This is a genomic window from Pseudomonas sp. NPDC098747 (assembly GCF_044760045.1).
GTDB lineage: Bacteria > Pseudomonadota > Gammaproteobacteria > Pseudomonadales > Pseudomonadaceae > Aquipseudomonas.
Map to the genome: position 1 here is coordinate 47,257 of NZ_JBIWAL010000016.1, position 13,460 is coordinate 60,716.

Below are 13,460 nucleotides of genomic sequence, written 5' to 3' on the forward strand. Positions count from 1 at the left end.
ATAAGAAGTATCTTAAGCATCGAGGTGTTCGAGCAGTGCAGCCAGGTTCTGCCGATCCGGAGTACGGATCAGCGTCAACTGGCGTCGTTGATTGGCATAAATCGTTTCTGCCTGTGCCTGACCACGGCGTGCGTCATAAATCACCCCGTGACGAATCTGCGAGTTGCTCTGGAAAAACCGCACCGGATCAATCCCGGCGGCAGCGATCAGCTCACCGTTGATGACCAGCAAATCAAAGTGCTCGAACGGTTCGAACGAGTAATGGGTCACGCCCAGCAATTCCCGAAACGAACGCACGGATGTGAGCGCGCTGTAACCCAGTTCGTTAAGCGATTTGCCGATTCGGCGGTGCAGCACGGGCTGCTCTTCAGCGATGAGAATTCGCCAGTGTTTGTAGGACATTGATTTCGACGGCCGTAGGAAATATTTCCAAATCAGCGGGACACTCTAATCAATAGACGCCGTAAAACATGTAAGACGAGTCTGATAAACGAGCAGAATTTTCTGGAGGCACAAAAGAAAAAAGCCACGCTACGGTGCCCCGGCGTGGCTTACTTCATTGATCAAAGGCCATGGATAGCCCATTGCATTTTGGTAACGTCATTCAGTCGTACTTGGACTCCAGAACGCCTGCACCACCAGCGCCGACGTCGAGATCCGCGCGATCAGTGCATCCAGCTCATCGCCATCAACCGAGGTGGTCGCCAGCGTCGCTTCGATCTCGACTTCATCGGTGCCGAAGGCGTGCACGTCGACATCGCTGGCCGGGTAGTTACACCGCTCCAGCTCGGCCTCGAGCAAGGCGAGCACGGCTTTTTGCTGTGAACGGCGGGCGATCACGTAGACGATATTGGTGACTTCGGCCGAGACCACGTCCAGTGGCTGGCGGTTGATGTTATTGACGATCGGCCGCAGCAACGTGTTGGCGGCGAGGATGAACAGCGTGCCGAGCACGGCTTCGGCCAGCAGGTCGGCACCGGCGCAGGCACCGACCGCAGCGGAGGTCCACAAGGTGGCAGCGGTGTTGAGGCCGCGAACGTTGCCTTCTTCGCGCATGATCACCCCGGCACCTAGAAAACCGATGCCGGAGACCACGTAGGCAACCACACGCACCGCGCCTTCGGCCCCGGCGAGACGGTTGGCCATGTCGACGAAAATCGCCGCGCCGACCGCCACCAACACGTTGGTGCGCAGGCCGGCAGTGCGTTGCCGGTACTGGCGCTCGAAGCCGATCAGGCCGCCGAGAATGAAAGCGGCGTGTCAGCTGACAGATGTTTCACTGACTCGACGCCTTCGCGAGCAAGCTCGCTCCCACAGGGGACAGTATTGGCCGAACTATTTACTGCCAGCCGAACCGGCGGATGTAGAAACCTTTCACCGCCTGAGTCAGCGCCATGTACGCCAGCAGAATCATTGGCAGGAACACGAAGTACATCGACGGCAACGCCTGCAATTTGAAGTAGTGCGCCAGCGGCCCCATCGGCAGGAAGATGCCGACCGCCATGATGATCCCCGTCATCACCAGCAGCGGCAGGGCTGCACGGCTTTGCACGAACGGAATCTTCGGCGTGCGGATCATGTGCACGATCAGCGTCTGGGTCAGCAACCCCACCACGAACCAGCCGGACTGGAACAGCGTCTGGTGATCCGGGGTGTTGGCATCAAATACGTACCACATCAAGGCGAACGTTGTGATGTCGAAGATCGAACTGATCGGTCCGAAAAACAGCATGAAGCGCCCGACATCGCCAGGCTGCCAGCGTTGCGGTTTCTTCAGCATCTCCTCATCGACGTTGTCGAACGGAATGGCGATCTGCGAAATATCGTAGAGCAGGTTTTGCACCAGCAGATGCATCGGCAGCATCGGCAGGAACGGAATGAACGCGCTGGCGACCAGCACCGAGAACACGTTGCCGAAGTTGGAACTGGCAGTCATCTTGATGTACTTGAGCATGTTGGCGAAGGTGCGCCGCCCTTCAAGCACGCCCTCCTCCAGCACCATCAGGCTCTTTTCCAGCAGGATGATGTCAGCCGCTTCCTTGGCGATGTCGACCGCGCTGTCCACGGAAATACCGATGTCAGCGGTGCGCAATGCCGGCGCGTCGTTGATGCCGTCGCCCATGAACCCGACCACGTGGCCATTGCCCTTGAGGATGCGCACGATGCGCTCCTTGTGCGACGGCGTCAGCTTGGCGAAAACGTTGGTGGTTTCCACCGCCACCGCCAGTTCGGCGTCGCTCATGCGCTCAATATCATTACCCAATAGCAAACCTTGCTGAGCGAGGCCGACTTCGCGGCAGATCTTCGCCGTGACCAACTCGTTGTCACCGGTCAGCACTTTCACCGCCACACCGTGCTCGGCCAAGGCCTTGAGCGCCGGCGCGGTGCTCTCTTTCGGCGGATCGAGAAATGCCACATAACCGATCAGCGTCAGTTCCTGTTCATCGGCCAGGCTGTAGGTGTCGCGCCCTTCAGGCATCGAGCGGGCAGCTACCGCCACCACGCGCAAGCCTTCAGCGTTGAATGCTGCGGTGACCTGACGAATCCGGGTCAGCAATTCATCGCTCAAGGCTTCATCGACGTCGCCGTGACGCACGCGGCTGCACACCGCCAGCACTTCTTCCACCGCACCTTTGCAGATCAGCTGATGCGGTTGGTCGCGCCCTTCGACCACCACCGACATGCGCCGACGATTGAAGTCGAACGGAATTTCATCGACCTTGCGAAACGCGGTGCCGACCTTCAGTTCACGGTGGATTTCCACGTGTTCCAGAACGGCCACATCCAGCAGGTTTTTCAGGCCGGTCTGGTAGTAGCTGTTCAGGTAAGCCAGTTCCAGCACGTCGTCGGAGTCCTCACCCCAGACATCAACGTTACGCGCGAGAAAGATCTTGTCCTGCGTCAGCGTACCGGTCTTGTCGGTGCACAGCACGTCCATGGCGCCGAAGTTCTGGATCGCGTCGAGACGTTTGACGATGACTTTCTTGCGCGACAGAAACACCGCGCCTTTGGCCAAGGTCGAGGTGACGATCATCGGCAACATTTCCGGGGTCAGACCCACGGCCACCGACAATGCGAACAGCAGCGCTTCGGTCCAGTCGCCCTTGGTGAAGCCGTTGATGAACAGCACCAACGGCGCCATCACGAACATGAAACGGATCAACAGCCAGCTGACTTTGTTGACGCCATGCTGGAACGACGTCGGCGCGCGATCGACAGCGCCGACCCGCTGCGCCAGCGCACCGAAATAGGTGCTGTTGCCAGTGGTGAGAATCACCGCCACCGCTGTACCGGATACGACGTTGGTGCCCATGAACAGGATGTTGTCCAGCTCCAGCGGATTGCGCGTATCGCGATCAGTCTGACGCGGGAATTTCTCCACCGGCATCGACTCACCGGTCATCGCGGCCTGACTGACGAACAGATCCTTGGCGCTGAGCACACGGCAATCAGCCGGAATCATGTCGCCGGCCGACAATACAATCAGATCCCCCGGCACCAATTGCTTGATCGGTAATTCGCTGCGCGGCGCATCACGTCGCATCACCGTGGCGGTGTTGCTGACCATCGCTTTAAGCGCATCGGCGGCCTGGTTGGATTTGCTTTCCTGCCAGAAGCGCAGCAGCGTCGACAGCACCACCATGGAGAAAATCACCACGGCTGCTTTCAAGTCTTCGGTCAGCCACGAGATCACCGCCAGCAGCGTCAGCAGCAGGTTGAACGGGTTTTTGTAGCAGTGCCACAGGTGGGTCCACCACGGCAGCGGTTGTTCGTGTTCGACTTCGTTGAGGCCGTATTGCGCACGCAGTGCATCGACTTCGAAATCGGTAAGGCCGTCGGAGTGCGTGCCCAGTGAAGACAGCAGCACACCGCTGTCGCTGTGTGCGGCATCGACCAGCGTATTAGCCAGGGTTGGCGGGACTTCACGGCTGACCGTGGCGTCGTTGATGGTTTCCAGCAACGCCAGGCGACGGAAGTGCCGGGCGAAGTGACGGGTACGCAGAAAACCTGCGAAAAATTCCTTGAGCGTAAATTTCATGGCTGTTGCCCCTATGGTCAGCCGGGAAACCATCAAGCAGGTACGACCGCGCCTCGTCCGCCGGAAAAACCGGCACGGCAAGGCATGGCGCGCCGGTCAAAAAAGACAGGCGTGTCGATAGGGCTGCGATGGCGACTTTAAAGTCGACATCACGCTCTGTTCAGCGTCGATGAGAAGGACGTCGAGACACGACCAAGGACTGGCCATGTACGGGATGCCGCTGCTCGCTTTTACGGCGAGACAACGGCAAAAAAATGCGCGTTATCTTGCCGAGAATCTGCCGGTTACCGAGACCGGCCGACAACTGTCACTCGAACAAGTACCCACTGTGGGTCTCCGCTATTGATGAAAACGCGCGAAGCTTACGCCTCGATGTCTGGAGAGTAAACCCGTGAAAGGAAGTGTGGCGGGGAATGTGCTGGATCTTCAGGAAGGGTTCAGGAAGGAATGTTGTTGGTGTTCTTGAGGGCCCCTTCGCGAGCAAGCTCGCTCCCACAGGAGATCTTTGTTGAACACAAAAACTGTGTCCACTGAAGCCCCCCTGTGGGAGCGAGCTTGCTCGCGATGGCGTTATTGCATGCGCCAAATAACTTAGCTGGCAGTCGCCAACAGCAGATCCGCCATCGAACGGTGCCCACGATGCTTGCCATGTTCATACAGGGAGCCTGCAATCTCATCGGCACGAATCGGCAGCACCGACAGCAACGTGTCGCTCAAACCATGGCTGGCCTGGCAAAAGCCCTGCATGTAGATGCCAGCCTTGCAGCGCTCGGCGGTGATCAGTTTGTAGTTGCGATCAACCTCGAACTCGCCCAGATATTCTTCCAGCGGCGCCAGCAATTTGCGGTGCATCTGACGCTCGTAACCGGTGGCCAGTACCACGGCGTCGTAATTGCGCACGGTCACTTCACCCGTGGCGTTATTGCGCACGGCCAACTCGATGCCGTGTTCGGTGGCGGTGGCGCTTTCGACGGTGGTCAGGGTACGGAACGCATGACGGGCAATCCCGGAAACCTTCTGGCGATAGAAGATGCCGTAGATGCGCTCGATCAGGTCAATGTCGACCACCGAGTAGTTGGTGTTGTGATACTCGTTGACCAGACGCTCACGCTCGGCACTGTTCTGCTGGAACACCAGATCAGTGAACTCCGGCGAGAACACTTCGTTGACGAACGGGCTATCGTCCGCAGGCTTGAGGGCCGAGCCGCGCAGGATCATGTCGACCTGCACCGACGGGAACGAATCGTTGAGGTCGATGAACGCTTCCGCCGCGCTCTGCCCGCCACCGATGATCGCGATGCTCATCGGCTGATTGTTCACGCACGGCTGCTTGGCCATCTGCGACAGGTATTGCGAGTGATGGAACACCCGGTTGTCGCCCTTGAGCGTCTTGAACGCCTCAGGAATACGCGGCGTGCCACCGGCACTGACCACCACCGAACGGGTGGTGCGCAAATGTTGTTGCCCCTGGCTGTCGCGGGAAATAACGCGCAGCGCTTCAACCTGATGGTTGTGCAGCACCGGCTCGATGGTCAGCACTTCTTCGCCATAACGGCTCTGCTCGGTGAACTGCCCGGCGACCCAACGCAGGTAATCGTTGTACTCCATGCGGCACGGATAGAAGGTGCCGAGGTTGATGAAATCGACCAGACGACCGTGGTACTTGAGGTAATTGACGAACGAGTACGGGCTGGTCGGATTGCGCAGGGTCACCAGATCCTTGAGGAAAGAAATCTGCAACTCGCTCTGGGTCGACAGGGTGTTGCCGTGCCAACTGTAGTTGGCCTGCTTGTCAAGGAACAGCACATCCAGTTCACCCTGGGTCGGCCCGCGCTCTTGCAGCGCGATGGCCAACGCCAGGTTCGAAGGGCCGAAACCGACGCCGATCAGATCGTGAACGATGGGCGATGCAATTGCCTGTGTCATTTCCAGTGTCCTCTGGATGAACCCCTCAACCGTGGGGCTAAAGCCTGGGTGACCTGACCGGCCCGAAGCAGGACAGCAGATCGTCTGTTGAGTAGGAACGAGGACGGTGAAAAAAAATTTAACGAGGAAAGATCAATGGGCGTCCCATTGTTTGATCCGCACCCGGCAATGTTTCATGGCATTGACGATGTGCTTTTCCACCAGCGCTTTGGAAATGCCCAGGCTCTCGGCGATTTCGTTGTGGGACAGACCTTCGATCTTGCGCAGCAGAAAACTGTCGCGACACAGCGGTGGCAATTCTGCCAGCGCCCGCTGGAGCATCTCCAGACGTTGGCCGTGATCGAGGGTGCCGTGTGGAGACGGGGTAAAATAGCGTTCTTCATGGTCGAGTACTTCCAGCGGCTCGACCTGACGCAAGGCATTGCGCCGATGGTCGTCGATCACCAGATTCAGCGCGGTGCGATAAAGAAACGCCCGAGGTTGCTCGATCGGTGTGTCGCTGGAACGCTCCAGGACCCGCAGATAGGCGTCATGCACCACATCCTCGGCAACCTGGCGGTTGCCCAGCTTGGCGTTCAGGAAACACACCAGCTCGCGATAGTAGTTTTCCAACATGACTCCTGGCCGCAGCGATGCGGTTTCGATCCTTGAGCCAGCTCCGCAACGGTCAAAACGACAATGGCAGGATGGTGGCAATTTCAGATGCGTAATTTATAGTAATTCTCATATAGATTTAAAGACTTGTTTCGATTTGCCCGATAAATTGTTACCGCCTATACCTGTTAGCGCGTTTTTCAGCGCTTAAATTTACCGCCCCTTTCCTCGTTTAAAGGACAGCTCCCCGTGTCTGTCGCGTTCTGCGCCAGCGTTCGGTCGTGGCCCGCGTGCGGTGCCGACTGAGTGACGGGTCGATTTCCACTGGCCGGAACCCTGCATGAAACGTCCCCGCCCCGCCCGACGCGCCCTGCTCGTAGCCCTTTGTCTGATTCCCGTTGTTGCCGTTGCTGCCTGGCAGATTTTGCCGCCCAGCCGGGACAAGTTCGCCACCGTGCAAGTGAGCCGCGGCGACATCGAAAGCAGCGTCACCGCACTGGGCACCCTCCAGCCACGACGCTACGTGGACGTCGGCGCCCAGGCGTCCGGGCAGATCCGCAAAATCCACGTGGAAGTCGGCGACGTGGTCAAGGAGGGTCAGTTGCTGGTGGAAATCGATCCGGCCACGCAAAAGGCCAAACTCGACGCCAGCCAGTTTTCCATCGAAAACCTCAAGGCGCAGTTGCAGGAACAACAGGCCCAACATGAACTGGCGCGGCAGAAATATCAGCGCCAGCAGAATCTGGCCGCTGGCGGCGCCACCCGTGAAGAAGACGTGCAGACCGCCCGCGCCGAGCTCAAGGCCACGCAGGCGCGCATCGACATGTTCCGCGCGCAGATCCGCCAAGCTGAAGCCAGCCTGCGCAGCGATCAGGCCGAACTCGGCTACACGCGCATTTATGCGCCAATGGCAGGCACTGTGGTCGCGCTCGATGCCCGCGAAGGCCAGACCCTCAATGCCCAGCAGCAAACACCGCTGATTCTGCGCATTGCCAAACTCTCGCCCATGACGGTCTGGGCCGAGGTGTCCGAGGCGGATATCGGCCACGTCAAACCCGGCATGTCCGCCTACTTCACCACCCTCAGCGGCGGCAACCGGCGCTGGAACAGTACCGTGCGGCAGATCCTGCCGGTGCCGCCCAAACCGCTGGACCAGACCAGTCAGGGCGGTGGCAGCCCGTCCAGTTCGAGCAAAAGCGGCAGTGCCCGAGTGGTGCTGTACACCGTGCTGCTCGACGTTGATAACGCCGATAACGCCTTGATGGCCGAGATGACCACCCAAGTGTTCTTCGTTGCCAACCAGGCGAAAGACGTTCTGACCGCGCCGGTCGCCGCCCTGCAAGGCAGCGCCCAAGCTGACCGCCAGACCGCCCGGGTAATCGCCGCCAATGGCGAAATTCAATCCCGCGAAGTGCAGATCGGTATCAGCGATCGCTTGAAAGTGCAGATCCTCAATGGCCTGAACGAAGGCGACCACTTGCTGATCGGCCCGGCTGACGGCAGCGGAGGTTAAATGCAAACACCTCTGATCGACCTGCAAGACATCCGTAAATCCTACGGCGGCGGCGACGCGCCTGAAGTGCACGTGCTGCGCGGTATCGACCTGTCGATCCATGCCGGTGAATTCGTGGCCATCGTCGGCGCGTCCGGCTCGGGCAAGTCGACGCTGATGAACATCCTCGGCTGTCTCGACCGTCCCACCGCCGGCGAATATCGCTTTGCCGGGGAAAACGTCGCAGGCCTGGACAGCGATGAGCTGGCCTGGCTTCGCCGCGAAGCCTTTGGTTTTGTCTTCCAGGGCTATCACCTGATCCCCTCCGGCTCGGCCCAGGAAAACGTCGAGATGCCGGCCATCTACGCCGGCATTCCCGCCGCCGAACGCCATGCTCGCGCCGCCGCCCTGCTTGACCGGCTAGGCCTCGCTTCGCGCACCGGCAACCGACCGCATCAGCTCTCCGGCGGCCAGCAACAACGGGTGTCGATTGCCCGCGCCCTGATGAATGGCGGCCATATCATTCTGGCCGACGAACCGACCGGCGCCCTCGACAGCCACAGCGGCAAAGAGGTGATGGCGCTGCTCGACGAACTGGCGAGCCAGGGCCATGTGGTGATCCTCATCACCCATGATCGCGAGGTCGCCGCAAGGGCCAAACGCATCATCGAAATCAGCGACGGCCTGATCATCAGCGACAGCGCGCGGGACAATCCCGAAGCGCAAACTAGCGCCAATCCCGGCGCACTGCAGGCGGTCGATCTGCGCAAGCGTCTGAGCGAAGGTGCCGAAGCCACCGGTGCCTGGAAAGGCGAACTGGTCGACGCACTGCACGCCGCGTGGCGGGTGATGTGGATCAACCGCTTTCGCACGGCGCTGACCCTGCTGGGGATCATCATTGGCGTGGCTTCCGTGGTGGTGATGCTCGCGGTCGGCGAAGGCAGCAAGCGTCAGGTCATGGCGCAGATGGGCGCGTTCGGCTCGAACATCATTTACCTCAGCGGCTCGGCACCCAATCCGCGTACGCCACCGGGGGTTGTCACCCTCAACGATGTCCATGCGCTGGCGAGCCTGCCGCAAGTACAGCGGATCATGCCGGTCAATGGTGCCGAGGCCGGTGTACGTTTCGGCAATGCCGACCACCTGAGTTATGTCGGCGGCAACGACACCAACTTCCCGGCGATCTTCAACTGGCCGGTGGTTCAGGGCAGTTACTTCACCGAGGCCGACGAGCAGAACGCGGCAGCCGTCGCGGTCATCGGCCACAAGGTGCGTACCAAACTGCTCAAGGATGTGGACAATCCGATCGGCCAATACATCCTGATCGAGAACGTGCCTTTCCAGGTGGTTGGCGTGCTCGCGGAAAAAGGCGCCAGCTCCGGCGACTCGGACAGCGACAACCGCATCGCCGTGCCCTACTCCGCCGCCAGCGTGCGCCTGTTCGGCACACGCGACCCCGAATACGTGGCCATCGCCGCCACTGACGCGCGCAAGGTCAAGGACACCGAACACGCCATCGAACAATTGATGTTGCGCCTGCATAACGGCAAAAAGGATTTCGAGCTGACCAACAATGCCGCGATGATCCAGGCCGAAGCGCGCACGCAAAATACCCTGTCGCTGATGCTCGGTTCGATTGCCGCGATTTCGCTGCTGGTCGGTGGGATCGGCGTGATGAACATCATGCTCATGACCGTACGTGAACGCACTCGCGAGATCGGCATCCGCATGGCCACCGGCGCTCGCCAGCGCGACATTCTGCGCCAGTTCCTCACCGAAGCGGTGATGCTCTCGGTGGTCGGCGGCATCGCCGGAGTGGCGCTAGCGCTGATGGTCGGTGGTGTACTGATTCTCAGCGAAGTCGCCGTGGCCTTTTCTTTGATGGCCGTGTTGGGCGCTTTTGGTTGCGCCTTGGTGACCGGTGTTGTCTTCGGCTTCATGCCGGCCCGCAAAGCTGCCCGGCTCGACCCGGTCACGGCCCTTACCAGTGAATGATCGATCTATGAAACCGCGCCTCAGCCTGTTGACCGTATGCCTGATCCTCAGTGCCTGCGGCAGTCCCGTCCAACGCCCCGACAGCGGTATAGCGCCGCCCGCCGCCTGGCAGTCACCTCACAGCGCCAATGCCGAACGCGATGACTTGCGTTGGTGGACACGATTCGCCAGCCCGCAACTCAACCAACTGATCGAACAGGCCCAGGTCGGCAGTTACGACCTCGCCGCCGCCATCGCGCGCGTGCGTCAGGCGCGCGCCGGGACGGTGATTGCCGGTGGATCGCAACTGCCGGAAATACAGGGGACCGGCAACGCCAATCGGCAGAAACTGCTGCGCGGCGATGGCTACCGTCAACTCGATGCCGACAGCACCAACAAGGCTGTGGATTACTTCGATGTCGGCGTGAGTGCCAGCTACGAAATCGACTTCTGGGGCGGCAAGCGCGCCTCGCGCGACAGTGCACAGTTCAGCCTGCAAGCCAGCGAGTTCGACCGCGCCACCGTCGAGCTGACGTTGCTCAGTGGCGTCGCCAACAGCTATGCGAAGTTGCTGTCCTTGCAGGAACAGAGTCGCATCGCCGAACTCAATCTGGCCAACGCGCAAAACGTTCTGCAATTGGTGCAGACCCGCTACAACGCAGGCTCCGCCACAGCGCTTGAGCTGGCTCAGCAAAAAAGCCTGGTGGCCGCGCAGCAGCGCCAGTTGCCAGCCGTCCAGCAACAGGCCCGGGAGGCACAGATCAGTCTGGCTGCGTTGCTCGGCCGAGCGGTGCAAGACGTGCCGCTCAGCCAGGAAAACTTCGATCAATTGCAATGGCCACAGATCTCCGCCGGCGTTCCCAGCGAGTTGCTGACCCGCCGCCCGGACATCGCCCGCGCCGAAGCGCAACTAGCAGCAGCCCAGGCGGACGTCACCGTAGCGCGCGCGGCCATGCTGCCCAAACTCACCTTGACCGCCAGCCTCGGCACCGGTGCCAATCAGGCTGACGACCTCTGGCGCAGCCCGTTTTACAACCTCACCGCCGGGCTGGTCACGCCGATTTTCAACAATGGTCGACTCGGCGCCGAGCGCGACAAGGCAACGGCCCGCCAGGAAGAACTGCTGCAAACCTATCGCGGCGCAATCATCAACGGCTTTGCCGATGTGGAAAAAGCGCTGAACAGCATCCGCGGCCTCGATGAACAGCGCCAGTGGCAAAGCGAGGAACTTAGCCAGGCGCAGACCGCGTTCAACATTGCGCAGAGACGCTATCAGGCCGGCGCCGAGGACTTGCTGACAGTGCTGGAAACACAGCGCACGTTATATGCAGCGCAAGATCAAAATGTGCAGCTGCGATTGTCGCGGATGCAGGCGAGCATTGCGTTGTACAAGGCAGTTGGGGGTGGGTGGCGGACGATGTAACCGGATCAGCTGTCAGACCGCTTTCGCGAGCAGGCTCGCTCCCACACTGGATCTCATTCCTGCTGAAGGAACGCGGTCGAATGTGGGAGCGAGCTTGCTCGCGAATGAACGTTAACCCGATCCCTAAGCCGGGTTGATTTTGGCTTTCATATTCCGCGCGTACCAAGGTCGCTTCGGCACTCGCCGGAACAAGCCTTCGAGTTTCTTTTCGTCTGCGCCGAACACGATGCGCAGCGCCAGCTTCATGGTTTCCGGGTCCATCTCCACGGATTTGCCAACCTGCAAGCCGGGTACGGTGCTGCAACCATGCGTGGTCGGCCCCAGCCACGGATCAGTAACCTCGACCCAGCGCCCCGGGGCAAACCACTTTACGCCGTTGACTTCTAGGCGAGTGACTTGTCCCGGATGAAACCGTTCGTGGGCGCGGAACCAGTCTTCCACGCGGTCGTCGATCCAGCCGTGGAAAGCCCAGAACACCGGGCTCACATGCGATGAAAACGGGTCGCCGAGGAAGTCGTTCTCCGGCGCGAACCAGCGTGCGGCGAAATCATCCAGATCACGCGCCAGCGGCACTGGCTGGCCATTGGATGGATCGCGCGGCACCGAGGCCCAGCGCATGTGCAACCAGTCATGCAGGCCCAGCTCCACTTCGGAACCGAACTGGCCGAGGGTCATCTTCGACAGGTACTGCGGGTCGCGGTACTGCGACTCCCAGACTTCGAAGTTGCTCTGATAGGTTTCGGCGGTCTTGATATCGCTGACCCATTGGCTGAATTCGTCGTCGCCCTGGGCGAGCCAGGTTGGCGGTAGCGACCTCCCGTCGTGGTTGTCGAAATATCGGGCAAAGCCCTGACGATCGCGCACCAGCTCTGGCTGTGGCAGCGGGAAGAATTCCCACGACGGCAGATCCTGCAGGGAGCGCGCCGTACCGAGCATGTGCCGATGCATGAAAAAGAAATCGACGCCCGAACCGTTGCGATCCTTGCGCGAGCCACGGGCGTCGCGCTCCTGATCACGGGGGCCGGGCTGCCAGCCGAGACCGCGCAAGGCGTTGCGTTTGTCTTCAGACAAGGTGTGCCACTTGTCGCGCGTGGCGTGCCATACCTGGTGGAACAGTCGATGTTCGGGCGACACCAGCCAGGCCAGCAATGGCGGATTCAGCGGTGTGCGTTGACGCGCCTCGGGGAACAGACACTTGACCGCTATAAAGCGGTGATCCTGCGCGGGCAATGCCAACGGGCGGTCAAGACGTTGCACGCTGCCACTGAGCGTGCCGCTGCCGGCATTACCGAAATCGGCCCAGACTTCGTCGAGGATCATGTTCAGTTCGTAATCGACGCTGCCGCCAGTACCGAGCAACCGCCAGCTGAGTGTCGAAGCCTCGGCCCCGGCCAGATCGCCGAGAATTCGGTAACGAGGTGTCTCGGCAGAGCGCAGACGCTGCGGCGTGTCGAGAAAGCCGCACACACCTCGGCCTTTCTGACCGATGTCGATAAACACTTCCAGGCCCTGAGCCGGCAATCCATCGAGGCCAGCGTCACGCCCCACAAAACGGATCTTCCAAACTCCGCGCAGTGCGTTCGCCAGGCGTTGCCCGGCCACGTCGGCGACGTCGAACGACGCCTCACCGGGAGTGATCGTCGGGTCAGGCTTCGTCCATTCGCGATGCCCGAAATAAGCTGCCGGCACGGCAGCGCCGGTCAGCGCCAGGCCTGCCATGAACCATCGTCGAGAAATCCTCATTGCCCTACCTGTGTCAGCCCTGAAGCAGGCTTTATCCAAGCTAGAACGTTTATTGTCGCGGCAAATTTAATCATCGCCCCACAGAGATCACTTGTGGTGAGGGGATTTATCCCCGTTCGAGTGCGCAGCAGTCGCGAAGCCAGACGATGCGGTATGTCAGGAATATCCGGGGTGCAGGTTTTGGGGCTGCTTCGCAAGCAACGGGGATAAATCCCCTCGCCACAATAACCTCATTGTCAGCTGGTGATTGGGGAGCCTGGCCTAAATTT

At 60.3% G+C, this 13,460-nt stretch carries 8 protein-coding genes and 1 pseudogene; 3 read left to right on the forward strand and 6 right to left on the reverse strand.

Going from position 1 to position 13,460, the window contains the following annotated elements:
* Positions 1-12: 12 nt before the first annotated feature.
* From ACIQVE_RS12695 to ACIQVE_RS12715, 5 genes and pseudogenes are all read right to left on the reverse strand, one after another.
* Entirely contained in the window at positions 13-402 is a 390-nt protein-coding gene (locus ACIQVE_RS12695; protein ID WP_402808541.1) for a hypothetical protein, read from the reverse strand.
* A 198-nt stretch (positions 403-600) separates the two neighbouring features.
* A pseudogene (locus ACIQVE_RS12700) lies at positions 601-1,257 on the reverse strand (MgtC/SapB family protein); the annotation flags it as partial.
* A gap of 82 nt (positions 1,258-1,339) precedes the next feature.
* The gene (gene mgtA / locus ACIQVE_RS12705; protein WP_402808544.1) at positions 1,340-4,039 is read right to left on the reverse strand and encodes a magnesium-translocating P-type ATPase; all 2,700 of its coding nucleotides are present in this window, start codon (positions 4,037-4,039) and stop codon (positions 1,340-1,342) included.
* Between the two features lie 591 nt (positions 4,040-4,630).
* Positions 4,631-5,965 carry a lysine N(6)-hydroxylase/L-ornithine N(5)-oxygenase family protein gene (locus ACIQVE_RS12710; protein ID WP_402808547.1) on the reverse strand — a complete coding sequence of 445 codons (1,335 nt, stop codon included), beginning with the start codon at positions 5,963-5,965 and terminating at the stop codon, positions 4,631-4,633.
* 132 nt (positions 5,966-6,097) lie between these two features.
* Positions 6,098-6,580, reverse strand: coding sequence for a sigma-70 family RNA polymerase sigma factor (locus ACIQVE_RS12715; RefSeq protein ID WP_402808549.1), 483 nt, complete (start codon positions 6,578-6,580; stop codon positions 6,098-6,100).
* A gap of 319 nt (positions 6,581-6,899) precedes the next feature.
* On the opposite strand from ACIQVE_RS12715, the gene ACIQVE_RS12720 reads away from it, so the two are divergent.
* Genes ACIQVE_RS12720 through ACIQVE_RS12730 form a run of 3 tightly spaced genes read left to right on the forward strand, consistent with a single transcriptional unit; the run spans position 6,900 to position 11,448 of the window.
* Positions 6,900-8,072, forward strand: coding sequence for an efflux RND transporter periplasmic adaptor subunit (locus ACIQVE_RS12720; protein WP_402808551.1), 1,173 nt, complete (start codon positions 6,900-6,902; stop codon positions 8,070-8,072).
* Positions 8,073-10,046: a MacB family efflux pump subunit gene (locus tag ACIQVE_RS12725; RefSeq protein WP_402808553.1), complete on the forward strand. Its 1,974-nt coding sequence runs from the start codon at positions 8,073-8,075 to the stop codon at positions 10,044-10,046.
* Positions 10,047-10,053: 7 nt separating this feature from the next.
* Complete coding sequence (locus ACIQVE_RS12730) at positions 10,054-11,448, forward strand: efflux transporter outer membrane subunit (protein WP_402808554.1); 1,395 nt, start codon at positions 10,054-10,056, stop codon at positions 11,446-11,448.
* A gap of 123 nt (positions 11,449-11,571) precedes the next feature.
* Here ACIQVE_RS12730 and ACIQVE_RS12735 read toward each other — a convergent pair whose 3' ends face one another.
* Positions 11,572-13,191 carry a PvdJ/PvdD/PvdP-like protein gene (locus tag ACIQVE_RS12735; protein WP_402808557.1) on the reverse strand — a complete coding sequence of 540 codons (1,620 nt, stop codon included), beginning with the start codon at positions 13,189-13,191 and terminating at the stop codon, positions 11,572-11,574.
* Between the last annotated feature and the right edge of the window lie 269 nt (positions 13,192-13,460).